The organism is Nonomuraea sp. 10N515B, assembly GCF_052245915.1.
Lineage (GTDB): Bacteria > Actinomycetota > Actinomycetes > Streptosporangiales > Streptosporangiaceae > Nonomuraea.
Window position 1 is genome coordinate 122027 of the sequence record NZ_JBQQBQ010000022.1, and the last position, 22981, is coordinate 145007.

Annotated in this window: 25 protein-coding genes and 2 pseudogenes; 18 read left to right on the top strand and 9 right to left on the bottom strand. The window is 69.9% G+C overall.

Going from position 1 to position 22981, the window contains the following annotated elements:
• Window position 1 precedes the first annotated feature (1 nt).
• The 5 genes from ACTWQA_RS30095 to ACTWQA_RS30115 all read left to right on the top strand — a co-directional run bounded on the left by ACTWQA_RS30095 (window position 2) and on the right by ACTWQA_RS30115 (window position 3524).
• Window positions 2–244 carry an ATP-binding protein gene (locus tag ACTWQA_RS30095; RefSeq protein ID WP_443162416.1) on the top strand — a complete coding sequence of 81 codons (243 nt, stop codon included), beginning with the start codon at window positions 2–4 and terminating at the stop codon, window positions 242–244.
• Between the two features lie 487 nt (window positions 245–731).
• The gene (locus ACTWQA_RS30100) at window positions 732–1574 is read left to right on the top strand and encodes a universal stress protein (RefSeq protein ID WP_443162417.1); all 843 of its coding nucleotides are present in this window, start codon (window positions 732–734) and stop codon (window positions 1572–1574) included.
• A 100-nt stretch (window positions 1575–1674) separates the two neighbouring features.
• On the top strand, window positions 1675–2331 hold the full coding sequence (locus tag ACTWQA_RS30105) for a CBS domain-containing protein (RefSeq protein WP_443162418.1): 657 nt from the start codon (window positions 1675–1677) through the stop codon (window positions 2329–2331).
• 9 nt (window positions 2332–2340) lie between these two features.
• The gene (locus ACTWQA_RS30110) at window positions 2341–2997 is read left to right on the top strand and encodes a Sua5/YciO/YrdC/YwlC family protein (RefSeq protein WP_443162419.1); all 657 of its coding nucleotides are present in this window, start codon (window positions 2341–2343) and stop codon (window positions 2995–2997) included.
• Window positions 2998–3005: 8 nt separating this feature from the next.
• The gene (locus ACTWQA_RS30115) at window positions 3006–3524 is read left to right on the top strand and encodes a Kae1-like domain-containing protein (protein ID WP_443162420.1); all 519 of its coding nucleotides are present in this window, start codon (window positions 3006–3008) and stop codon (window positions 3522–3524) included.
• Window positions 3525–3529: 5 nt separating this feature from the next.
• Here ACTWQA_RS30115 and ACTWQA_RS30120 read toward each other — a convergent pair whose 3' ends face one another.
• Complete coding sequence (locus ACTWQA_RS30120) at window positions 3530–4171, bottom strand: response regulator transcription factor (RefSeq protein WP_443162421.1); 642 nt, start codon at window positions 4169–4171, stop codon at window positions 3530–3532.
• A gap of 147 nt (window positions 4172–4318) precedes the next feature.
• On the opposite strand from ACTWQA_RS30120, the gene ACTWQA_RS30125 reads away from it, so the two are divergent.
• From ACTWQA_RS30125 to ACTWQA_RS30140, 4 genes are all read left to right on the top strand, one after another.
• Complete coding sequence (locus ACTWQA_RS30125) at window positions 4319–5134, top strand: universal stress protein (protein ID WP_443162422.1); 816 nt, start codon at window positions 4319–4321, stop codon at window positions 5132–5134.
• On the top strand, window positions 5131–6045 hold the full coding sequence (locus ACTWQA_RS30130) for a sigma-70 family RNA polymerase sigma factor (RefSeq protein WP_443162423.1): 915 nt from the start codon (window positions 5131–5133) through the stop codon (window positions 6043–6045). Before ACTWQA_RS30125 ends, ACTWQA_RS30130 begins: the two co-directional genes overlap by 4 nt.
• A gap of 112 nt (window positions 6046–6157) precedes the next feature.
• Window positions 6158–6664: a nitroreductase/quinone reductase family protein gene (locus tag ACTWQA_RS30135; RefSeq protein ID WP_443162424.1), complete on the top strand. Its 507-nt coding sequence runs from the start codon at window positions 6158–6160 to the stop codon at window positions 6662–6664.
• Window positions 6665–6682: 18 nt separating this feature from the next.
• The gene (locus ACTWQA_RS30140; RefSeq protein ID WP_443162425.1) at window positions 6683–7522 is read left to right on the top strand and encodes a universal stress protein; all 840 of its coding nucleotides are present in this window, start codon (window positions 6683–6685) and stop codon (window positions 7520–7522) included.
• A gap of 86 nt (window positions 7523–7608) precedes the next feature.
• Here the strand turns inward: ACTWQA_RS30140 and ACTWQA_RS30145 are convergent, their stop codons facing one another.
• The gene (locus ACTWQA_RS30145) at window positions 7609–8256 is read right to left on the bottom strand and encodes a hypothetical protein (RefSeq protein ID WP_443162426.1); all 648 of its coding nucleotides are present in this window, start codon (window positions 8254–8256) and stop codon (window positions 7609–7611) included.
• A gap of 218 nt (window positions 8257–8474) precedes the next feature.
• On the opposite strand from ACTWQA_RS30145, the gene ACTWQA_RS30150 reads away from it, so the two are divergent.
• Complete coding sequence (locus ACTWQA_RS30150; RefSeq protein ID WP_443162427.1) at window positions 8475–8993, top strand: hypothetical protein; 519 nt, start codon at window positions 8475–8477, stop codon at window positions 8991–8993.
• 628 nt (window positions 8994–9621) lie between these two features.
• On the opposite strand, the gene ACTWQA_RS30155 is transcribed toward ACTWQA_RS30150, so the two are convergent.
• The 4 genes and pseudogenes from ACTWQA_RS30155 to ACTWQA_RS30170 form a co-directional block, all read right to left on the bottom strand.
• Entirely contained in the window at window positions 9622–10542 is a 921-nt protein-coding gene (locus ACTWQA_RS30155; protein WP_443162428.1) for an NUDIX domain-containing protein, read from the bottom strand.
• Between the two features lie 269 nt (window positions 10543–10811).
• Window positions 10812–11147 (bottom strand): hypothetical protein, encoded by a 336-nt coding sequence (locus ACTWQA_RS30160; RefSeq protein ID WP_443162429.1) that lies wholly within the window; start codon window positions 11145–11147, stop codon window positions 10812–10814.
• Between the two features lie 11 nt (window positions 11148–11158).
• Window positions 11159–11527, bottom strand: a complete 369-nt coding sequence (locus ACTWQA_RS30165; protein ID WP_443162430.1) for a helix-turn-helix domain-containing protein — start codon at window positions 11525–11527, stop codon at window positions 11159–11161.
• A gap of 524 nt (window positions 11528–12051) precedes the next feature.
• Window positions 12052–12708, bottom strand: a pseudogene (locus ACTWQA_RS30170) (DUF4389 domain-containing protein); the annotation flags it as partial.
• 181 nt (window positions 12709–12889) lie between these two features.
• Here ACTWQA_RS30170 and ACTWQA_RS30175 point away from each other — a divergent pair.
• The 4 genes and pseudogenes from ACTWQA_RS30175 (at window position 12890) to ACTWQA_RS30190 (ending at window position 15315) form a co-directional block, all read left to right on the top strand.
• Window positions 12890–13102 carry a PLD nuclease N-terminal domain-containing protein gene (locus tag ACTWQA_RS30175; RefSeq protein WP_443162431.1) on the top strand — a complete coding sequence of 71 codons (213 nt, stop codon included), beginning with the start codon at window positions 12890–12892 and terminating at the stop codon, window positions 13100–13102.
• A gap of 11 nt (window positions 13103–13113) precedes the next feature.
• Complete coding sequence (locus ACTWQA_RS30180) at window positions 13114–14094, top strand: nitroreductase/quinone reductase family protein (RefSeq protein WP_443162432.1); 981 nt, start codon at window positions 13114–13116, stop codon at window positions 14092–14094.
• Window positions 14095–14371: 277 nt separating this feature from the next.
• A pseudogene (locus ACTWQA_RS30185) lies at window positions 14372–14545 on the top strand (universal stress protein); the annotation flags it as partial.
• Complete coding sequence (locus tag ACTWQA_RS30190) at window positions 14542–15315, top strand: DUF6544 family protein (RefSeq protein ID WP_443162433.1); 774 nt, start codon at window positions 14542–14544, stop codon at window positions 15313–15315. The pseudogene ACTWQA_RS30185 and the gene ACTWQA_RS30190, both read left to right, overlap by 4 nt.
• Before the next feature lie 130 nt (window positions 15316–15445).
• On the opposite strand, the gene ACTWQA_RS30195 is transcribed toward ACTWQA_RS30190, so the two are convergent.
• Both ACTWQA_RS30195 and ACTWQA_RS30200 read right to left on the bottom strand, forming a co-directional pair.
• Window positions 15446–16135, bottom strand: coding sequence for a CBS domain-containing protein (locus ACTWQA_RS30195; protein ID WP_443162434.1), 690 nt, complete (start codon window positions 16133–16135; stop codon window positions 15446–15448).
• Between the two features lie 35 nt (window positions 16136–16170).
• Window positions 16171–17124, bottom strand: coding sequence for an Acg family FMN-binding oxidoreductase (locus tag ACTWQA_RS30200; protein ID WP_443162435.1), 954 nt, complete (start codon window positions 17122–17124; stop codon window positions 16171–16173).
• Window positions 17125–17245: 121 nt separating this feature from the next.
• On the opposite strand from ACTWQA_RS30200, the gene ACTWQA_RS30205 reads away from it, so the two are divergent.
• The 4 genes from ACTWQA_RS30205 to ACTWQA_RS30220 all read left to right on the top strand — a co-directional run bounded on the left by ACTWQA_RS30205 (window position 17246) and on the right by ACTWQA_RS30220 (window position 21619).
• Window positions 17246–17425, top strand: coding sequence for a cation-transporting P-type ATPase (locus ACTWQA_RS30205; protein WP_443162436.1), 180 nt, complete (start codon window positions 17246–17248; stop codon window positions 17423–17425).
• Window positions 17356–18873 (top strand): cation-translocating P-type ATPase, encoded by a 1518-nt coding sequence (locus ACTWQA_RS30210; protein WP_443162437.1) that lies wholly within the window; start codon window positions 17356–17358, stop codon window positions 18871–18873. Before ACTWQA_RS30205 ends, ACTWQA_RS30210 begins: the two co-directional genes overlap by 70 nt.
• Entirely contained in the window at window positions 18863–19741 is an 879-nt protein-coding gene (locus tag ACTWQA_RS30215) for an HAD-IC family P-type ATPase (protein WP_443162438.1), read from the top strand. Before ACTWQA_RS30210 ends, ACTWQA_RS30215 begins: the two co-directional genes overlap by 11 nt.
• Window positions 19742–19921: 180 nt before the next feature.
• A complete protein-coding gene (locus ACTWQA_RS30220) occupies window positions 19922–21619 on the top strand; it encodes a sensor histidine kinase (RefSeq protein WP_443162439.1) in 1698 nt (565 codons plus the stop codon).
• A gap of 14 nt (window positions 21620–21633) precedes the next feature.
• On the opposite strand, the gene ACTWQA_RS30225 is transcribed toward ACTWQA_RS30220, so the two are convergent.
• A complete protein-coding gene (locus ACTWQA_RS30225; RefSeq protein ID WP_443162440.1) occupies window positions 21634–22956 on the bottom strand; it encodes a wax ester/triacylglycerol synthase domain-containing protein in 1323 nt (440 codons plus the stop codon).
• Window positions 22957–22981: the final 25 nt, after the last annotated feature.

Consider the following 22981-nt stretch of genomic DNA (forward strand, 5'->3'; position numbering starts at 1 on the left):
CATGAAGACCGTTGCCGTGCTCGCCCTGCACTTCGACGAGAAGTGCCTGGCGAGCACGCGCAACGCCCTCCACCGCGCGGCGAGGGCGCAGAGGCTGGCAGGGGAGCGGCTGGCCTCTCCCGCCGCCCCTGGAGGGAGAGGGATCTGGCTGATGCGCCGACTGGCCGACCAACTCGGCTTCACCACCGGTCCTGAGGGCACCACCGTGCGGTTACGCATGCGGTTGACCTGCACCTCGTCCTGAAGGGACGAGGATTCCCGTGCCGCCTTCGGCGGCAACCCACGGCGTTGGACGCCACGGGTTATGGAACGGGGTGCTTGACGCTTCACAGACCGGGCAACCCCGAAGTCTCCACGTCCTGAGACGACCAGCCCGGCCGCCTTGTTCCATAAAAGCGATCTCCCGTGTGGCTTTGGTTATCGCTCACTCGTTCGACCAACAGCGACTGTAGACCCGGCCACTTCACTACTGCAAGTGATTTCGTCAAGGTTCTGGGTCCTGCGCTGTGCGCTCTGGTTTGCCCCGCCTTCGGCGGGCCATCCCCTGGCGGGGACGCATTCATCCACGGCCTGAAGACCGATGGCTTTCTGCGGCTTCTTGGTAACCGCTGACAGGTCGTGTGAAGGGGCATGGGCATACAAGGTCCTTCGGCCCTCGGGCGACGGACCTCCGGCCCTGCACATGACGAACATGAGCGCGGTGCGATGGAGCTGAGAAGGAGGAGGACATCATGATCATCGTAGGAGTGGACGGCTCGGTGACCTCGCGAGCCGCCGTCGAGTGGGCAGCCAACGACGCCTTCCGTATGCGGGAGCCGCTGCGCATCGTGCACGCGGTGGACCGCTCGCCGTACCAGATCGGCACATACCCCAACGTCGCCCTGCCTGATGTGCTGCTGGGCGAGGGCCGCAGGATCCTGCGGGAGGTCGAGGCGCTCGCCCGCGAGCGCCAGCCCACGGTCGAGGTCGAGACGCACAACATCGAAGGCAGGCCTGCCGTGGTCCTGCGCGAGCAGGTCAAGGACGCCACCGAGCTGGTGGTCGGCAGCCGCGGGCTGGGCGGGTTCGCCGGTGCGCTCCTGGGATCGGTCAGCATGCACGTCGCCGGTCACGTGCACTGCCCGGTCGTCGTGGTGCACGGCGACCTGCGGCCGGTGCATGGGGAGGTCGTGGCGGGGGTGGATGACTCGGCCGAGTGCGAGCCCGCGCTGGCCTACGCCTTCGAACAGGCCAAACTCCGGGGCAGCGCGCTGTGGGTGGTGCACGCCTGGCAGCTGCCGGTGCACGCGTTCGCGCCGGAGGCCGCCGTCGACATGGACGAGGTTCGTACGGCGCAGCACCAGCTCGTCAGGGACCGGGTGGCAGCGCTGAGCAAGGACTACCCCGAGGTCAGGGTCATCGAGGAGGCGCTGTCCGCGCATCCGGTGGACGCGCTCACCGACGCGTCCGAGCGGGCGGACCTGCTCGTGGTGGGCTCGCACGGGCGTGGCGCCCTGGGCTCGATGCTGATGGGCTCGGTCAGCCGGGGCGTGCTGCATCACGCCCGCTGCCCCGTGGCGGTGGTTCGCGCATAGGTCCTGCCTGGTCAGGGACTTTGGTCACCTGGCATCAAGGACGTCTGCCACTGTCGGTTGAGGCGGTGGCGGGGGAGCGTTGGGGATGGAGGTGGGCGTGATGTCAATCGAAGTCAAGGACGTCATGGGGCGGGTGGCCATCGCCGTGCTGGAGAACGCGTCGTTCGCCGAGATCCTCGAGGCGATGAAGCGGTACGCGGTGGGCGCGGTCACCGTCATCGACGCCGAGCGGCGACCGGTGGGCGTGGTCTCCGAGGACGATCTGCTGCTCAAGGAGGCCGACCCGGTGCGGCACAGCGTGTCGATCTTCGAGTCGCCGGCCCGGCGTCGCGACCACGAAAGGGCCGCGGGGGTGAGGGCCGCCCAGCTGATGACCTCTCCGGCGATCACCGTCACGCCGGGCACCAGCGTGCGTGACGCGGCGCGGCTGATGCATGCCAAGCGCGTCAAGCAACTGCCGGTGATCGATGTGGCCACCGGGCGGATGATCGGCACGCTGCATCAGCGTGACGTGCTGCGGGTCTTCACCCGTCCCCCCGCCGAGTTGGAGGCGGACATCAGAGCCGTGCTCACGGATCCTGCGGCGTTGTCCGTCGCGGTCGACTCGGGTGTGGTGACGATCAGCGGCCGGGTGCAGCGGAGGTCCCAGGCCATCGCGCTCGTCGAAGCGGTACGCGCCGTGGAGGGCGTGATCGACGTGGTGGACGAGGTGGTCCCGGACAAGGACGACCTGCTCATCGTCCCCTCGGGCATGTAGGAGGCATGCGTGGACGCGGCGTGGCGGATCGAGGTCACGCCCTGGACGGCTGACGCGATGGCCGCCGGGTTTGACATCGTGGAGAGCGAGGCCGTGCCGGGCGCTGCCCGTGAGATCCCGCCCGATCTGGCCACGTGCGCCGACTGCCTGCGTGAGCTGTTCGCCCCGGCCAACCGGCGCTACCGCTACCCGTTCATCACCTGCACGGTCTGTGGTCCCCGCGCGACGATCATCGAGAGCCTGCCGTACGACCGGGCGCGTACGTCGATGCGCGGTTTCGAGATGTGCCCGGCCTGCGCTGGCGAATACCACGACCCGGGCGACCGGCGCTTTCACGCCGAGCCGATCGCCTGCCCGTCGTGTGGCCCCCGGCTTCGGTTCCTGAGCATGACCGGGGAGACGGCGCTCAGGGCGGCCGTGGACGTCGTCGCGGGTGGCGGGGTGGTCGCGGTCAAAGGGCTGGGCGGCTTTCAGCTCGTCTGTGACGCGATCAACGGCGAGTCCGTCGCCCGGTTGCGGCGGATCAAGGGGCCGCTTCTCCTACGCGCCCATGCCCGGCGGCGTCGCCGCCGTCCGCAGGCCTACCCGCATGGCGCTCGGCTACCTGCTCGGCGGCGAGACCACCCTGGACCCGATCCCTACCGATCTGCCCGATCAAAGAGGTGATCGGCCGGATGATCGCGCGAGGGGTGGACTGCCCGATCGCCTCCAGCGCCGGCCGACTGTTCGATACCGCTGCCGCGCTGCTGGGCCTGTGCGACGTCAACGGCTTCGAGGGCGAGGCGGCGATGCGTCTGGAGCAGGCCGCGGGGACGTTCCCCGGAAGCGAGCCGCTGGCGTGGCGGCTGGAGCGACAGGGCGGGCTATGGGTGTACGACGGGGTGAGCACGTTGCGGCAGCTGCTGGAGGCCAAGGCGGACGGCGAGCCAATCGGCCGGATCGCCGCCGCGTTCCACGCCACGATCGCGGCCGTCACCGTACCGCTGTGCGAGCGGGCCGCGGCCGAGCACGACGTCACCCAGGTGTGCCTGTCAGGCGGAGTGTTCCAGAACCGGCTGCTGGCCACCGACGTACTGGCCCGGCTGGCGGCGGCCGGGTTCGAGCCGTATATCGGCGAGCGAGTCGCGGTCAACAACGGCGGCATCGCTACGGACAGGCGGCCGTCGCCGCGGCGCGGCTGTCACGTGCCCTGAGCCGGTCATTCGCGCCGGTCGTGGCGGAGCCGGGCGGCCAGTGCGGCGGCCTGGGTGCGGCGCTGCATGTTGAGCTTGGACAGCAGGTTGGAGACGTAGTTCTTGACGGTCTTCTCGGCCAGGAACAGGCGTTCGCCGATCTGCCTGTTGGTCAGTCCTTCGCCGATCAGGTCGAGGATGTGCCGCTCCTGCTCCGTCAGCGCGGCGAGGGGGTCCTTCCTGGAGGCCTGGTCGCGCAGGCGCTGCAGCATGGCGGCGGTGGTCTGCGGGTCGAGCAGAGACTGGCCGGACGCGACCGTGCGGACCGCGCCCACCAGATCGGAGCCGTGGATCTGCTTGAGCACATAGCCGGAAGCCCCGGCCATCACCGCGTCGAACAACGCGTCGTCGTCGGCGAACGACGTCAGCATCAGGCAGGCCAGCCCGGGCAGCCGGGAGCGCACCTCACGGCACACGTCCACGCCGTTGCCGTCGGGCAGCCGCACGTCCAGCACCGCCACGTCCGGCTGGAGCGCGGGGATGCGGGCGATCGCGGACTCGGCGGTGCCGGCCTCGCCGATGACCTCGATGTCGTCCTCGGAATCCAGCAGGGCCGCCACACCCCGGCGTACGACCTCGTGATCGTCGACGAGAAACACACGAATCATATTGAGGACGCTATCGGAGGATCAGGATGACCGAAAGGAACCGAAGTCCTGCATTTGGAGGGCCAAAGTCCCCTTTCGTGAGGCCGTTCGGCGCTGTCCTCGCCCCCTTGTTCAAGCGTGTCCTGTAGGGGAGATCGAGGAGGGACCATGATTCTGGTAGGCGTGGACGGCTCGCGGGCAGGCCTCGAGGCCGTCGGCTGGGCCGCACTTGAGGCGGCCTTGCGTGACGTGCCGCTGACCGTGGCGCACGCCATGCCGCGGTGGGCGTACGAGACCGAGACCGGCCGCTACGCCGAGGTGGCCGAATGGATGCGCGACGGCGGCCAGGCCGTGCTGGTGGCGGCGGAGCAACGGGCACGCCGGGAGCAACCGAAGATCAGCGTGACTACCACGTTCTTGCCTGATGACCCTCGCACCGCGCTGATCGGCGCGGCAAGGGACGCTGAGCTGCTGGTGGTCGGCAGTCACGGGATCGGCGGTTTTCGGGGGATGCTGGTCGGATCGGTCGCCTTCGGCGTGGCCGGGCATGCGCCCTGCGACGTCGTGGTGGTCCGCGAGCTGCCCTTGTCAACGCGCGGTGAGATCGTCGCTGGGGTCGACGGCTCGCCTGCGTGCCACCGGGTGCTGGATTTCGCCGTCAATGAGGCGCGGTTGCGCGGTTCGCGGCTGCGTGCCGTTCACGCCATCGCAGGCAGGTGGGGACCGGCGGGCCCCTACGAGCCGGGTGCCGTGGAGGACACGGTGGAGGCGCTCGCCGAGCGGCATCCGGACGTCGACGTCGTCGAAGAGGAGGTGCGCGGCCATCCCATCGAGGTGCTGCGGCAGGCCGCGACCGGCGCCGACCTGCTGGTGGTGGGCTCACACGGACACGGCACCGTGGCAGGGATGCTCCTGGGCTCGGTCAGCCAGGAACTGCTCCACCACGCGCCCTGCCCGCTCGCGGTGGTCAGGAGCGAGCGGTGACCATCGACGCGCAGCACGAGCCGTATGAGCAGCTGAGCGACTATCTGGCACGGATCGGCGGTGTCCCGTTGCTGACGGCCGCGGAGGAGGTGGCGCTCGCCAAACGGATGGAGGCGGGAGCTCGCGCCGCCCAACTGATGGAACGTGGAGCCGTCCAGCCCGAGCTGGAGGCCCTCGTCGCCGACGGCAGGGCCGCGAGACAGCACATGATCGAGGCGAACCTGCGGCTGGTGGTGTCAATCGCCAAGCGGTACGCGCAGCGCGGCATGTCACTGGCGGACGTGATCCAGGACGGCAATCTGGGATTGATCGAGGCCGTCGAGCGCTTCGACCACACCAGGGGCAACCGGTTCTCCACGATCGCCATCTGGTGGATTCGCAAGGCCATCCAGAGGGGGCTGGAGCACGCACACCCGGTGCGGTTGCCGATCGGCGTACAGGACCAGCTCGCCAACGTCGCCCGCGCGGAGGTCACGGTCACGCACCGGCTCGGATGTGAGCCGACCGAGCGAGAGGTGGCCGAGGAGGCGGGGCAGACGCCGGCGAAGCTCGCCTTCCTGCGGCGGCTGCCCCGGGACTGCGTCAGCCTCGATGCGGTGGTGGGTGAGGGGCGGCACCAGTCCACCCTCAGTGACCTGGTGGTGGACGAGCGCGGTCCGTCCCCGGAACAGTCCCTTGAGGAGAAGGCGCTGCGGAAGGTGCTTGCCTCCCTCATCGACGGGCTCGCCCCGCGGCAGGCGCTGATCATGCGGCTGCGGTTCGGACTGGACGGGCACGAGACGCACACGCCCCGGCAGATCGCCGTGGAGCTGGGGCTGACCCCGACGTGGGTTCGTGCGCTGGAGAAAGAGTCGCTGGCCCTGATGCGCCGCTACGGCAGCCCTCAAGGGCTGCGGGCATGGGCGAGCTGACCGGCAACGTCAAGGAGGCGGACTCGTGAAACGATCTGGACGCTGGCATCACTGGCTCTATCGCGGCGGACGGCCGAATCGCGTGGCCCGTGCCATGAACGGGGCTTGGCGCATGCTCCACTCGACCGGGTTGGTGAATCGCCTGGTCACCTTGGAGGTGAGAGGGCGGCGTACCGGCCGGATCATCTCCTTCCCGTTGGTCATCGCCGACTATCAAGGCGAGCGCTACCTGGTGGCGATGCTGGGACAGAACGCGAATTGGGTACGCAACGTACGTGCGGCGGGAGGGTACGCGGTGCTGCGGCACGGGCGGCGCGAGAACGTCCACCTCCAAGAGATCGAGCCCGCGGCGCGCGCTCCCATACTGCGCCGCTACCTCGCCTGCGCCCCTGGCGCGCGCCCCCACGTTCCCGTGGACCGGCACGCGCCGCTGGAGGAGTACGGGCGGATCGCGGCTCAGGTGCCGGTCTTCCGCATCACATCCCAATGGCGCTCGCCCGGGAAACGTGACCATGGCCTTCAGCGTGCTCTCCTACGCCGGCGCCCTGGTCAGGACCAAAGTCTCTTGAAGACGAGCGGGACGCCCCTAAACGGCACCGGCCCGTCCAGGAGACGGTGATGAGGAGAGGAGGTCACCATGAGGGACGAACTCGGCGTGGTGGTGGGCTACGAGGATTCGCCGTCGGCGCACGAGGCCTTACGGTGGGGCGCTGCGGAGGCCGCGGACAGGAAGCTGCCGCTGACCGTGTGCCACGCGTGGGAGTGGCACTATCACGAGTGGCCCGGCGAACTGGTCCCGCTCGAGCTGGTCCGCCGCCCGGCGCGGCGGTTGGTCAAGGCCGCCTCCGCCTGGGCCAGGACGCGATATCCGGAACTGCCTGTCAACACGTTGACCGACCGGGGGTCGCCGGCCGCGCTCCTGGCGGAGTTGTCCAAGGGGGCGGAGTTGATCGTGGTGGGCACCCGCGGGTACAGCGCGCTCGGAGGGCTTGTGGCCCGTTCGGTGAGCGGACATACCATCGCCTGGGCCGCATGCCCGGTGATCATCGTGCGCGGAGACGCGGAGGCGCGGGGCGCCCGCGAAGTGGTGGTGGGCTTCGACGGCTCGCGGGCGTCTGTGGCCGCGCTGGGGTTCGCGGCCGGGGAGGCGGTGCGGGCCGGGGCGCCGCTCAAGGCGCTCATCGCCCGTCAGGGCAGAGGCACGGACGCCGGCGCGAGGGAATCGATCATCCGCGCCGAAGGGCTGGCGTGGGAAAAGCTGGCCGTCTGGCGGCGTCACCATCATGACCTGCAGACCAGTGTCGAGCTGGTCGACGAGCCCGCGCGTCCGGCGTTGCTCGAGGCCGCGTGGAAGGCGCGCCTGCTGGTGGTCGGCACGCGCGGCCTCGGCGAGGTACGCGGGCTGCTGCTCGGGTCCGTCAGCCAGGCGATGGCGCACCACGCGCCGTGCCCAGTCGCCGTCGTGCACGAGTCGTGACCATGCTCACAAAGGCGTTCGCGCCCCAGAGCAGTTCGTCTTGCACGTCCACGACGCCGTTGACGTAGATCCGGGAGCGGGAGCCGTCATGGGACAGGCCCAGCCTGCCGGCCCCCGTCCTCGACCAAAGCCTTGATCGTGGTCATCTGCTTCTTGACCGTGAAGTAGTCGGCCGACTGCGACAGGAACAGGTAGATCATGCCCAACAGGCCAGGGCGGCACAACACGCGGAGCCGGAACAACATCCTCGTGTGACCGCCGAGGCCGCGCAGGACGATCGCCCAGGTCTCCGTGACGTGGAAGGCCCGGATCGCCAGGACGAGCGCGCGCTCGCGCTCCACCAGCTCGACCCGGTAACCGGTACCCGAGCGGCTGGTCAGGAGCAGGTCGCCCACGTCGAGCTTCTGCAGCTCGGGGATGATGCGGCGGGCGCTGGGCATACCGCCGTTGTCGATCGCGTCATAGCCGTACCAGCCGGCCCGGGTGTATCCGCCCATCTGCACCAGCCATGGCCACACCGCCTCCGGCGGCGCGTCAATGGTGATGGCGCGGGTCGCGACGATATGAGGGAGCGGAATGACGGCGTCGCCTAGAAGCTGGCCGTGCACCTCCTCCCGAGTTGCTCCCCAGCGGAGCAGCCGCGGGCGCACGAACATCGCATAGGCGACGAGCCCGGCCGCCTGTCCCAGCAGTGCTCGTCGTAGCCGCCTTCCGGAATTGCGCGTTCTCCTCATGCCTCGATCGCATCAAGGGGGCGCGATGCGGGACAGTGCCGAAAGTCGGTGGCGTAGCGGGCGTTCGTCCTCTCGTGTCGCTGGACGGCGGTCTACCTCCGTAGGGACGGGACCAAGGTCCTGACGCTGAAGGCCGTACGGCACTGCTCCCCGAAGGCCGCAGACGGTGTGCTTGGGATGTGACAAGAACGACGCATCCGCAGCGAAAGGGGGCCGTCATGGCCGCCACCATCAACACGCCCGCCAGGCACACCGCCGCCGGCAAGAACCCGGTCGACTACGTCTGGGCCATCGCCCGGATTTCGATCGGCTGGGTCTTCCTGTGGGCGTTCCTGGACAAGACCTTCGGCTGGGGGTTCGCCACCCCGGCCAACCGCGCCTGGATCGAGGGCGGCAGCCCGACGACCGGGTTCCTCAAGGGCACCGGCGAGAACGCGCTCGGCGGCTTCTTCAGCGCCCTGGCCGGACAGGCCTGGGTGGACTGGCTGTTCATGGCCGGCCTGCTCGGCATCGGCGCCGCGCTCGTCCTAGGCGTCGGCACCCGGATCGCCGCCGCCACCGGCACCCTGATGCTGGTCGTCATGTGGGCGGCCGAGCTGCCCCTGGCCAACAACCCCTTCATGGACGACCACATCATCTACGCGATCGTGCTCATCGGCCTGGCCCTCGCCAACGCCGGCACCACGCTCGGACTCGGCAACCTGCCCCTCGTCCAGCGCAGCCCTTACCTCAAGTAATGCGCACAGCCACCCGCCCGCCTCCGGCCGCCGCCGGAGGCGGGCGTCGCGCTGTCCCGGACCAGGCGGTGTGAACCGCCGTTGAACGAGCCTGAAACTTCGCTGCGATTCGGGCGTGGGGCGTTCATTTGCCAAGATCGGGGGATGCATGCCGTACAAGCAGACGTACGCCGAGTCACCGCCATAGGCGTCGGTAGGCACGCTAACCCCCGGAGTCCCTGTGATCTGCGCACCATCCTCCCGATCCCTTCGGTCGGCTGGAGGCACCGCCTTCGCGGCACTTCTCGTGGCCGGATGCGGTTCCCCGGCGGCGGCGGCAAAGCCGCCCAGACGCCGCCCTCGAGCAATCCCGCAAGCACGGCGCCCACGACCTCCCCGAGCGCCAGCACCTCCTCCAGCACCCTGACCGGCACGCCCACCCCGTCGGCTCGCAGCGGCCCGCACCACCCGAACCGCCGGGCGGCACGACGGGATCCAGGACGGCCCAGCCTGTGCCGACCTCTACCCCCGCCGCGGCGGCCTGGAGACAGTCCGTTATGACGGCATCGACGCCGCATACCTGAAGCTCATGGACGTCGACGAGTTGGACAACGGCGCCCTCGACCTCACGTAGGTCCCAAGGTGAACGTCACTCGCTCCACGGCAATGCGACGGGCTCGACCGGCACGTCCCCATCGAGCACGCGACTCAGCAGATCCGCCGGCCCGACGGGAAGGACGCGTTCCGTGGCGGACCGGAGCTCGGGCTGGGTCCACCAGCTGAAGGTGTCGAGGAGGGACCGTTCGAGTTCCTCTATCCCCGAGAAGTCCACGTCGACCCCGACCACCCGGAGGAAGAAGTAGGAATCGACCGACCGGTAGCGGACCTTCTCGTCCGGGCTCCAGACCCCCGGGCACGGCGCCACGCCCCGTCCGACCTCGCCGGGCCGGACGCGGTGCCCGATCTCCTCGCTCAGCTCACGCGCGGCGGCCACAGCGCGAGTCTCACCGTCCCGGACGCCGCCTGGCGTCTCGCTCCTGTGGCCGGGATCGGGGCTTGGTGCCGGGACAGGGTGTAGGGGATCTCCGCCTACCCTCAGGCTATTGAAAGCACTGGCAGACCTGCCGTCATCGGGCGGACCTGACCACTGCCGTTCCGCAACAGTTGCTGTCTCACTGGTCGACGTGACTGTGATGGGCTGGTCCTGCGGGGCGGACCACACCTGGATCAGGTACTCCTCTACAGGGTCACTGTCCTCGCGGGGGTCGCCGTCGTCACGGTTGCGCCCGTGAACGCGGAGCCGGTAATCGCCGGAGCCGGGCAGTTCCAGCCGCTTGGCCAGGTCCTCGTCGCCCGTCGTCCCGAAGTCCATGAACGCAGATCGCCAGGCAACAGACACCTCAGCGATGTCCTGCCAACCGTCGGCGGTCAGGGGCGGGGCATCCTCCCACAGTTCGGCGATGATGACGATGTCGCCGATCTCCTGGCCACACAGAATGCGGGCGCCGTCGCCCTCTGGGTCGGCGTCGACCAGGCCCGTCGCAGACCAGTCCGGCTCGAACTCCGTCACCAGGGATTCGCCGGCCAGATCGACCGTGGACGCATCTACCCCCACCTCGGCGATAGCGCGACGTATCAGAGTTGGCATACGACAAGATCCTTTCGTCATACAAGAGCAGAGCCACCTCTCAGGATGGGCTGACCCTCGCTCACTCAGTTCCTGCTTTGGTTCACTCGGTCGCTGCGGCAGCCGAGCGGGCCCGATTGTCGGCATCGCCCTGGGCAAGGTCAAAGCCATCGCGGTCGCCGACCACGCCCGCAGTCAGGGCCTCACCGCGATCAGCGAAACGCTTGGATCAGGCGCCTGACCGTCCCTGCGGTACGTGTTGTGGCGGGGACTTCGAGCCTCGCCTCCACCTCCGCGGTGGGGCTGCCGGCTCGCGTTCCGGTTCTCCTGATGACGCTCAGCGCGACGCCATCGGCGAGCTCGATGATGTCGACATCGCCCCGGTCGTTCGTCCAGGGAATCGGGGTGCCGAACTCCTGACCGCCGTCGAAGAAGGTGAACGTCTCGCGGTAAGTGCGTTCGTCGCCGGCGCCGGCGAAGGGATCGCGATCGAGGATCTCCGTGAGCTGGCCTGGAGCGGCGTCCAACCCGGCCTCCAACCGCTCCATCTACGCGGCGTTCAGCCTGCAGTGCTGCCTACGCGGGTCTTTCGACAACAGCGCCTCGTCTTCGCCGTACGCCAGGCCTTGTGCAAGACATAGGCCGATTTGCGTGAGACCCGCAGCTTCCTGGCCACCTGCGGCGGCGACATGCCCGCGGCGAGCGACCTGTTCACAGTGTGGGCGCGGCGTGCGTGAGCTCGCGCGCCGGAGGGCTGACGGCCAGGCGGATACCGAAGAGGATGAGCGCGGTTCCGGTGATCAGCAGGACCGCCGTGGCGATGACGAGTCCTGCGATCAGCTCCTCCAGCCAGGGCAACGTGACCGCCAGCCGGAGGTCGGCACTCACCGCGGGTGCGCCGTCGGCGTTCATGATGACGGCGGCCCATTCTCCGGGCTGGATGTCCCACGTGAGGGATCCCGAGCCGGTGGCCGCCCAGAAGGTCTGTGCAGGCGGGGGCGAGTTCGGGGCCACGCCGGGATGGCGGTCGTAGCCGATGTCGCCGGAGCCGGACGAGAAGGCGAGGTGGGTGATGCGCTCGTGGGCGACGCCGCCCAGGTAGGCGGTGACGTCGTCCTGGCGGGCGATGCCGACGAAGAGTGGGGCGCCGGCGCGGGAGGTCTCGATCCGGACGCGGCCGATGCTCTCACGCAGGAAGGGCACGCCCTGCCCGGCGATGGCGACCTGTTCGGTCGTGAGGGCGTAGGTGGAGGTGGACACCCGTTCGGCATTGGTCCTGATGAAGCCGTCGGCGTCGCGCGCCTGGCCGAGCAGGGCCATCCCGGCGCCGGTGGCCGCCGTCGCGATCCCGGCGAAGGCGAGCAGGGCGCCCATGGTGATGGCCACGATCGAGCCCGCGCCGTGCCGTACCGGAAGGTGGGCGGGCGGCTGCTCCATCCGCGGCAGCTCGTGGCCGCCCTGTTCCAGGCGGAACGGCGGGTAGGCGTCGGTCATGAGGGTCGCGTAGGCGGCCACCCTGAGCGCCCACCGGTTCATCCCGAGCACGAGGTCGTAGAGGCCGTGCGGGTAGCGGCCGGTGAACAGCAGGAAGAGGGCGGCGATGAGGACCAGCAGCCCGATGAGCCCGCCCCAGTCGAGCGTGTAGAGCACGCCGCCGCCGTCAGGCAGGTCGCCGCGCCAGGAGATGACGCTGCCACTGGTGAACAGGCCCACGATGAGGTAATGCGGGATGGCCAGCAGCCACCACTTGATCAGCACCAGGCCGCGCGAGAGCCGTTCGGGGTAGTCGATCTCCAGGGTGGCCGGGTAGTCCGGCGCCGGGCCGAGGGTGAAAGGCGGATAGCGGTCGGTCCCCAAGGCGCCGTAGGTGTAGTAGGCCACCCGCCAGGTCCAGCGCAGCACGCCGAGGTTGAAGTCGAATAGCGCGCGGGGGTAGTGGCCGGTGAACAGGATCGCGAAGAACGCGATGACGGTGAGGACGCCGAAGGCGATCCACAGGAAGCCGAGCACGATGTAGTGGGGGATCGCCAGGAACCATTTGACGATCCAGAGGCCCCGGTTCAGCGCCTCCTCGAGCCGGGCCTCGACTCGTACGGGATAGGTAGTCATTCTCCCAGCGCATCACCGTCCCGCACGGGCGCCTGCGGTCGAAAGTCCCGACCTGCGCGCCGATGGACACCGATTGCCGGGAAGAAAGGTCCAACGACTCCGGACGCGTGACTTCCTGCCCTGACCCGCCCCGGGGAAGGCCGTCACCCTGGTGGCGAGAGACGGGTGAAGGGAGTCCGCGATGCGCTGGGACGAGATGTCGAAGAAGCAACAGGGCACGCTGATCGCGCTGACGTCTGTGGAGGTCGCACTCACCGCAGCCGCTGCGGTAGATCTCTGCCTCCGGCCACGGGAGGACGTGCGGGGGCGCAAGGGACTGTGGTGGCCGGCCATCTTCGTGCAACCGGTCGGTCCCATCGCCTACCTGCTGTGGGGTCGGCGGCCATGCCCGTGATGTGGAAAGCCTTGGATCGGCTCCAGACCCGCCTGGTGAACCCGGTCGTCGCATGGCTGCTCCGGACCCCGCTGCATGACCTGCTGTCGCGGCGGATCGTGCTGCTGACCGTCACCGGCCGCCGGAGCGGCGCCGCCATCCGCCTGCCCGTCCAGTACGAGCGGGACGGCGACACGCTCACGGTGGTCACCAGCCCGCGGCGGCTGTGGTGGCGCAACCTCGAGGGCGGCGCGCCGGTGCAACTCGTGCTGGAGGGAGTCGTATGGGACGGCCACGCGACGGTCCGCCGAGAACCGGCGCCCGTGGTCACCATCTGCATGAAGGCGAAGGCGCCCGCCCCGCCACTCGAATTCACGAGCTTGTGGTGGCGCTGGACACGAGCGGTCACGCTGGGGGAAATCGCCGGGTTCACCGTGCCGGCGGTAGCGGGGGCCTGGGTGGCGGCGCCCGGCTGGGGGATGCTGGGCATCGGGCCGCTGCTGCAGGCAGGGGTGATCATCCTGGCCGGGGCCGTGGAGGGCACGCTCCTCGGCCTGGCGCAGGCGTACGCGCTGCGGACGGCGCTTCCGGCGGTCGCCACCCGCGACTGGGTACGGGCGACAGTGCAAGGGGCCTGCATCGCATGGGCCATCGGCGCGTTGCCGATCGTCTTGGGCGAGCGCATGCTGAGCTGGCCTCCCGCCGTGGTCGGCCTGCTGGGGCTGACCCTGCTGGCGGCCATGGGGCTGTTGCAGTGGCGGCTGCTGCGGCGGCAGGTGCGCGGGGCGTTCTGGTGGGTGGTCGCGACAGCGGGCTCCTGGCTGGTCGCGCTGGGTGTGTTCGCGCTGGTGACCACGCCGCTGTGGCAGGAGGGCCAGCCCGCCTGGCTGGTCGTCGCCATCGGTGTGCTCGGCGGGGTGGCCATGGCGGCCACGGTGGCCGCGCTCAGTGGCGCCGCGTTGGTGCGCCTGCTTCACCCACAGGGGTGGCGCGGACGGCTTCGGTGGTCGTGAACATTTCCGCCGGCCACAGCCGCCCTCCGCCGCACACAGTGCCGATGGTCCCTGGCCGCGTGGGACTTCGTCCTCTGTGGGCGTTGGCCGGCCGGGTGTGTGCTGGAGGTATGGGAATCGGGAGGAGGATGCGATGAGCCTGCCTGAGCGGTGGGACATCAGGTTCACGTTTCGGGAGTTGTCGAGTGGCTGGAGCACCCGAGGTTCGGGTTCCGGCCGTTCGGGCAGGTGCTCCGGGCCGAGGACTACGTCGCGGACGGCCGGTATGTCCTTCGACGGGCACCCGGTCCCCGCGCTGGCCCAGGCGTCGAAAGGCGCCGATCTGGTGGTCGTCGGGTCGCGCGGGCTCGGCGGGTTCGCCTCGGCGGCGCTGGGCTCGGTCAGCCACGGGGTCCTTCATCGCGCGCGCTGCCCGGTGGCCGTGGTGGGCGCGCCAGGGAGGCGTCCATGACCGTCCTCGTCGCTCCGCCGTACCTCACCCAAGAGGCGCAGCATGACTGGGACCTGCTGCAACGGCAGACCGCGGGGGCGCGTGCCTTCGATCCGGCGGCCGCCGATCTGCTGCCCGAACCGGCGCGGCGCTGGGCTCTGCACGCGATCGCCCCTGGCACGCCGCTGCTGCGCGCCATCGTCTTGAGCATGCGCGGCACGATCAAGCTGGGGTTCTGGCGGCGATTCCACGCCAGCCAGATCCTGCTGCCGTTGGAGGGGTTCGTCTGGTGCGCGAGCGCCTATCTCGGCGGCCTTCCGGTGCACGGCTTCGATCGTTATCGCGCGGGCGTGGGTGAGATGCGCTGGCGGCTACTCGGCGCCCTTCCCGTGATGTCGGGCAGCGGATCGGACATCACCAGGAGCGCCGCGGGCCGGCTCGCATGCGAGTTCGTGCTGGCGCCCGCGGCCGCGCTCGACCCGCGCGTGCGATGGAAGGCGCTGGACGAGCGGCGCGCGGTGGCCACCCTGCCGGTCGGGGCCGAGGATCACGAGGTGACGCTGACCGTGGCGCCGGACGGCCGGTTGGAGAGCGTCACCATGAGCCGTTGGGGCAATCCGGACAAGGGCGCTTATCGTGAGCACCTGTTTGGTGTCGAGTGCGAGGGTGAGACCACGTTCGACGGGTTCACCATTCCCGCGGGCATACGAGGCGGTTGGTGGCCGGGAACGGAGCGGTGGGCCGACGGGGAGTTCATCCGCTTCACCATCGACGACGCGCTGTTCCGCTGAGCGAATGGTCAGTGATGGTCAGTGCGGCCGCCTGCAATGGTCTTGTGCGAGCAGGGAAGGCGGCGGCCGAGCCGGCCGGTGCCCTCGTGGACTCGGACAGCGACCACGTCGCCGGGCAGGACGGCCCGGCTCATCGTCGGCGGCCCGCGCTCACGGCCACATCGTCCCGTTTCCAGGACAGCCTGTCGATGACGTCGACCACGCCGTTGACGCGGCCGGCCAAGCGGACCGCCATGCCGGCCTCGGTACGCCGGTCCACCTGGCCGGACAAGGTGACGACGCCCTGAAGCACCTCGACGCCCACGCCGCTGGTGTCCAACCACAGCGCCCGGCCGAGAACGTCGTCACGAACCTCGGCGGCGATCTTGTCGTCGTCGCGCAGGAACACCTTGACCAGGTCACGGCGGCTCACGATGCCGACAAGGCAGCCGTTGCCGTCGACGACCGCGAGTCGTCTGACGTCACGGGCCTGCATGAGCCGGGCGGCCGAGACCACCGACGCCGCGGCGCTGATCACGATCGGTGGGCTGGTCATCAGCGCGGCGGCGGTGTCGCCCGCGGCCTTCTGCCTACCTTTGGGGTGGCGGAGCCGGGCACGCAGCGGCGGCCGGTAGTCCTCGCGGTGGAACTGCTCCCGGAACTCCTCTTTGCGTAGCAAGTCTGCCTCGGACACCATGCCGATCACATGGCCGTCGTCGTCTACCACTGGGACGGCGCTTATGCCGCCGGTGATGAGCGCTTGGGCGATTTCCTTGAACGGGGTGGCTGCGGTGACAGAGATGACCTTGCTGGTCATCGCGTCCTCGACGATCATACGCATCGCGCATCAGTCCTCTTCTGGTCCATACGTCCCGGTCAGGCGTGGGAGAGCTCGGTGGCAGGCCGGCGTGGGCTGCGGGGGACGTATGGTCCGTAGCCGAGCCTGATGATCATCTGAGGGTGTCCGCGCCGGTGATGCGGATCCCTGCGACGCCGCATGTCACGCAGATCGAGCGGCTGGTTCAGGAACGACGCCGACAGGCCGTGTTTTGTGGCGACCAGCAGCATCCGCTGCAGGGCTTGGCCTGCGCGTAGCCAGTCGACCGGTCGGTCACCCATGGTGGTCAGCACCGCGAGCTGAGGTCGCTGCTCGAAGCGGGCCTCGCCGCTGTGCCGCCCGAAGTCCCTGACCGGTGGCGGATCCTGCAAGGCATGAGGGCCGTGTGCGTAGGCGGGCACGCCGTCGTAGCGTGCTCCGGGCATCGTCCAGGCCGCCAGCTCGGCCTGGTAGGCGTGGTCGGCGGCGAGTTGGTCCTCGGCGATGGCGGCGTAGTCGAGGGTGTCGAGCGTGCTGTGGCGGTCGAGCCAGGCCAGTCCGGCGCCCTCGCGGGCGGCGGCGAGCCGCAGTTCGGCCATGACGTCGTGGGGTATCCGCCGGTCGAAGAAGGGGCGGCGGCTGGTGCGCCGCACGGGGATGAGGTCGTACAGCTCGCGCGGTCCGGCCGAGGCGGGCAGCGGCGCGCCTATACCGACGGCGGCCAGGAGATCGAGCCCGTCTCCTGGGTCGGGCAGCAGGAACGTCATCGGCCGCCGCCCTGAGGTGCGGATCGCCAGGCGCAGGTTGAACAGGGCCGCGCCGCAGCTGATGTGCTGGTTGCGTCCGCGCGGGTCGCTCACCCGCAGCCGCCGGTCGGGATCGGCGTACAGCTCGACGTACTCGTGGCGGACTGCGCGGAAGCGCCACGGCTGGGTGTTGAGCACCGACGGTGCCTGCCCGGCCGCCACCAGCAGCCGCCGGACGCCGAGTTCGGTAGCGAGTTGAGTGGACATGACGCACCTCCCGCGACCGACACTCCCGCACCCGCCGTCGACCCGGTAGGGCCGGACGGCCCCTGCTTTGGTGCCGAAAGCCCCTGCCCGGTGCCCGAGGTGAGCGGAGACAGCGTCGGATATGACGACCGTGTCCCAGCTGAGGTCAGGGCTCCCTGCAACTGAAGCGGCGGAGCGACTGGCCGCGGACGGACCGAACGCGCTGCCGTCGGCCCGCCGCACCCCGCGGTGGTGTTGCTGTTACGCCAGATGGTGCACTTCTTCGCCCTGCTGCTGTGGGGCGCGTCCGTGCTGGCGCTGATGGCCGGGATGCCGCAGCTGGCTGTGGCGATCGTGGTCGTGGTGCTGCTCAACGGCGGCTTCGCCTTCGCCCAGGAGTACCGCGCCGATCAGGCCGCCCAGCGGCTGCGCGAGCTCATTCCGGCCAACGCGGTCGTGCGCCGGGACGGCAAGCGGGCGCTGATCGGCGCGGCCGAGCTGGTGGCCGGTGACGTGGTGTTGCTGGAGGCGGGTGACCGGATTTCTGCCGACCTGGAGTTGGCCGAGGTGCACGCGCTGGCCGTCAACGAGTCCATGCTGACCGGTGAGAGCCGCCTGGTACGGCCGCGGGCCGGTGACCGGGCCTTCGCAGGCACGTTCGTGGTCGAGGGCCAGGCAGAGGCCGTTGTGGTGGCCACCGGCGCGCGCACCCGGCTGGCCGGGATCGCGAAGCTGACCCGGGAGGCCTCCCGGCCGCCCAGCCCGCTGTCGGTGCAGCTCGGCAAGGTCGTCAAGATCGTCGCCGGGATCGCGCTGGCCGTCGGCGCTGTCTTCTTCGGCCTGGCCGTGCTGCTGGGCATGGAAGCGAGCGAGGGCTTCTTGTTCGCGCTCGGCGTCACGGTGGCGCTGGTACCGGAAGGGCTGCTGCCCACGGTCACGCTGTCGCTGGCCAGGGCGGCGCAACGGATGGCCGCGCGCAACGCGTTGGTCCGACACCTGGAGGCGGTCGAGACACTCGGCTCGGCCACATTCATCTGCACCGACAAGACCGGCACCCTCACCCGCAACGAGATGACCGTGGCCGAGGTGTGGGCGCCCGCGTATCCGCCTGCCGAAGTGCTGCGCTCGGCCGTGCTCAGCTCCACCGGGCGGATGAGTGACGGCAAGCCGGTGGGCGACCCGATGGAGGTCGCACTGCATGTTGAGGCGTTGAAGCTCGGCGCCGACCTGACCGGTGAGATCACCGCACGATTCCCCTTCGATCCGGTACGGCGCCGCGCGTCCGTCACGGTGGACGGCAGGCTGCATCTGAAGGGCGCCCCGGACGCCGTGCTGCCGCTGTGCCGGGCCGTACCTGGTGTGGACGACGCAATGGCCCGCATGAGCGACCGCGGACTGCGGGTGCTGGCGGTCGCCCGCGGCGGCACGGACGAAGAGCGCGACCTCGACCTGCTCGGCCTGGTCGGACTGCATGACCCGCCCCGCGAGGACGTCGCCGAGGCGATCTGGAAATGTCGGATCGCGGGGATCAAGCTGGCGATGGTCACCGGTGACCATCCACGCACCGCCCGCGCCATCGCCGCCGAAGTCGGCCTGCTCGGTCCCGACGAGTTAGTCGTCACCGGCGCCGACCTGCCCGCCGACGACGCCGCACTGGGCGCGTTACTGGATCGCGACGGCGTGGTCGTCGCCCGGGTGACGCCCGAGGACAAGCTGCGTATCGCCCGGGGCTCTGCGAGGACGCGGCCATGTGGTGGCGATGACCGGTGACGGCGTCAACGACGGTCCCGCGCTGCGGGAGGCCGACATCGGCATCGCGATGGGCGCCTCAGGGACCGATGTCGCCCGCGAGGCCGCCGACCTGGTGCTGCTCGACGACCACTTCGCCACGATCATCTCGGCCGTCGAGCTGGGCCGCGCCACCTACGCCAACGTGCGCCGCTTCCTCACCTTCCACCTGACCGACAACGTCGCCGAGCTCACCCCGTTCGCCGTATGGGCGCTGTCAGGCGGCACCATCCCGCTCGCGCTCAGCGTGCTGCAAGTGCTCGCCCTGGACATCGGCACCGACCTGCTGCCCGCCCTCGCCCTCGGCGCGGAACCGGCCAACCCCCGCACGATGCACGGCCCCGCCCGCACTGGGTCCCTTATGGACCGCCGCCTGATCGGACGCGCTTTCGGCGTTCTCGGCCCGGCCCAGGCGCTGGCCGAGATGGGCGCCTTCGTCGGTGTGCTCTTGCTCGGCGGCTGGCACCTCGGCACCGCCCCACGTCCCGGCCTGCTCGCCGCCGCATCCGGCACGGCCTTCGCCGCCGTGGTGCTCGGCCAGTTCGCCAACGCCTTCGCCTGCCGCAGCGAGAGCCGCTGGATCGGGCGGTTGCGGTGGCGCTCCAATCCCTTGCTACTGGGCGCGATCGCCGTCGAAGCCGTGCTGCTCCTGGTCTTCCTTGGCGTTCCAGGTGTCGCGGGCCTGCTTGGCGGCGCCTTCCCACCTGCGACCGGATGGGCGCTCGCCGTGCTGGCGATCCCGGTGATGGTCCTGGCCGACACGGCGCATAAGGAGTGGCGTGCAAGGCGCGCCTCTGAAGCGAAGTCTCCTTCGGAAAGCACCATGGGCCACGGCAATACCCTCGCCTGAGAGCGGCTCTGGCGTAACGCGTGTGGTCGTCTCGGCGACTCCTGATCCAGAATCTCCTGCACGACGTGCTGCGGGACGACACGGCTGATGAGCGTCCATATCTCATGTGATGCGCACGATCACACGCCCATCCCGGCACCGGGGTGGGCGGCGTGGTGTCCGAGTGCGAGACTGATCGGTATGTCCGAGAGTGAGCATCGTCCCCTGTTGCCCCAGATGCGGCTCGATGAACTGCTGGCAGAGCTGCAGACGAGGCTGAACGCCGTGCTGGCCACGCGGGATCGAGTCCATGCGCTGCTCGAAGCCGTGGTGTCGGTGGGCAGTGACCTGGACCTGGAGACGGTGCTGCGGAGGATCGTGGAGACCGCGACCAAGCTCGTGGACGCCAGCTATGGGGCGTTGGGCGTGGTGGGGGAGGAGCGCACGCTCATCCAGTTCATTCCGGTGGGGCTGAGTGAGGAGGAGATCGCCAAGATCGAGCACTGGCCGCACGGGCTCGGACTGCTCGGCCTGTTGATCAAGGAGGCTCGGCCGTTGCGGCTGAGCCGTATCTCGGATCATCCGGAGTCGTACGGCTTCCCGCCGGGGCACCCGCCGATGGGCACCTTCCTCGGGGTGCCGGTGCGAGTCCGCGACGAGGTGTTCGGCAACCTTTACTTGACTGAGAAGCGCGGCGGTGGCGACTTCGACGAGGAGGACGAGGCCGTTGTCATCGCGCTGGCGACCGCGGCCGGCGTCGCGGTGGAGAACGCCCGGTTGTATGAGGAGTCGCGGCGGCGGGAGGCCTGGCTGCAGGCGTCGTCGGAGATCACCACGAGTCTGCTGTCCGGTGCCGACGTTCATGGGGTGTTGACCACGATGGCGGCGCGGGCCCGGCAGATGTGTGATGCGGACCTGGTGCAGGTGCTGTTGCCGGAGGCGTCGGGTGAGACGCTGGCCGTGGATGTGGCGGAGGGTGAGGGGGCCGGAGAGCTGCTGGGGATGACGTTCGAGGTTGCGGCCACGCCGGCGGGTGAGGCGTACAGGCGGGGTGTGCTGGTATCGGAGCGGGATCTGCCAAGCGACCCGTACCCTGACTCGCCCCTGCGGCGGCTGGGCTTTGGGCCCGGGTTGATGGTGCCGCTGGGTACGGTGCCGCGGGTGCGGGGGGTGCTGGCGCTGGCCAAGCGGAGCGGGCGGTTGCCGTTCAGCGGGGCCGATCAGCAGATGCTGGTGTCGTTCGCGGGTCAGGCCGCGATCGCGCTGGAGCTGGCCGAGACCCGCCGCGACGCCGAACGGCTCGGGCTGCTGGAGGATCGGGATCGCATCGCCAAGGATCTGCACGACGTGGTCATCCAGCGGCTGTTCGCCACCGCGATGACGTTGATGAGCACGGTCCGGCTGGTCGAGCGGCCGGAGGCGGGCAAGCGGCTGCAGCACGCGATCGATGAGCTGGATGAGACGATCCGGCAGATCCGCTCGTCGATCTTCGCCCTGCAGACTCCGCGCGAGCAGGCCGCTCCGAGCCTTCGCACACGGGTCGTCGACCTGGTGGAGGGCGCCGGTGGGCACTTGGGTTTCATGCCGGGGCTGCGCATGGAGGGCCAGATCGACACCCTGGTGCCCGACGCCGTGGCCGAGCACCTGCTCGCCGTGCTGCGCGAGGCCTTGTCGAATGTGGTGCGCCACTCCCGCGCGACCCGGGCGGAGGTTTTGGTCGAGGTCGCGAACCAGCAGCTCACTCTTATGATCGCCGACAACGGCGTCGGAGTTGGTGAGAGCGGACGCCGCAGTGGTCTGCGCAACATCGAGGAACGGGCCGCCCGCCTAGGCGGCACTGCGGAGCTGGAGGCTCCGGAGAAGGGCGGGACGCGGCTGCACTGGCACGTCCCCCTCTAGCCCCCGACAGCCCGTCAGGTCAGGCCCATCTGCGCGAACTCCTCCTGGAGCGCGGCGACGAGGGACGGAAGGTCGGGAGTGCGGTCGGCGTCTGCGGCGATGGTGACGGCCAGGATGCCGGCGTAGGACAGCATGCTGAAGGCGATGGTCACGTTTCCCCGGGCCAAGGAGATCGGGATGATCGTACGCACGATGGCGCCGTCGAAGGACACTGGCTCCGTTGGCCCGCGTAGGTTGGTGGCGGCGGTGTGGATGAGGTGCTGGTGGTTGAGCAGCCAGCCGAGCAGGTGCAGGCGAGCGAGGATCCAGTTCACGGCGGTGAGCAGGGCGGCCGAACCACCTATGGTCGTGGACTTTCTGGCGCGGGTGATGGCCGCGGTTCGGCGCAGCCGGTCCGCGAGGCCGTCCTCGGTGGGCAGGCGGACGGGCATGACACCGATCTGGTTGCCCAGCCGGGCGGCTGTGGTCGACGCCCGGGCGGAGACGGGCACGGACACCACCAGGTCGGGAATGCTCTCCCCGCGGCCCCTCAGCAGTGCGCGAACGGCTCCGGTGATCGCCGCCAGGGCGGCGTCGTTGACGGTGGCTGCGTGAGCGTGGGCGTATCGGCGGATGCCGTCGAGCCGAACGGTGACGGTCGCCAGCCGTTGACGTGGGCCGACTGGGCGGTTGAGTGAGCAGCGGGCTGCTCGTCGCGGCGTCCCCAATTCGGCGGCGGCGCGCTTGAGCGTCGGCCAGAGGTGGGGCAGGTGGGCGAGTGCGCGCAGTCGGGTGGCCCAGGCGTCGGCGGCGGCTCGGCGAAGCGGCGGCACCGGGTAGGAGAACGTCGGCGGTGGCGCGGGTGCGCCGTCGACGAGGCAGCCTAGGACAGCCAGGCCGCCGATGCCGTCGGCGAGCACGTGGTGGAAGCAGGCGATCAGGGCAATCCGGTCTTCCGAGAGTCCGGTTACCAGGGTGATCGTCCACAAGGGTTTGGATCTGTCGAGCGGCTGGCCGATGACGGCCACAGCGAGGTCGAGCAGCGCGTCCTCGTCGCCGGGTGGCGGGCAGGCGATGACTTGGAGGTGGTGGTCGAGGTCGAAGCCGGGGTCGTCGATCCACAGCGGCCGGCCGCAGCCGGGCGGGGTGGGCGCCAGTCGCTGGCGCAGCCGGGGCACCGTCCCGATGCGCTCGGCGATGAGCCGCCGCGCGTGCGTCACGTCGAAGGCCGGACCGCCGTCCAGGATCAGGCAGGCTCCTGCCTGCATGGGAACCGGGCCGACGTCGACCACGAGGTTGAGCAGGTCGCCCATGCTTGCTCGATCCAGCCCCACGTCCTGGGTTTTCGTGTCGTCCATCACGCTCTCCCTCGTGCCTGTTCCA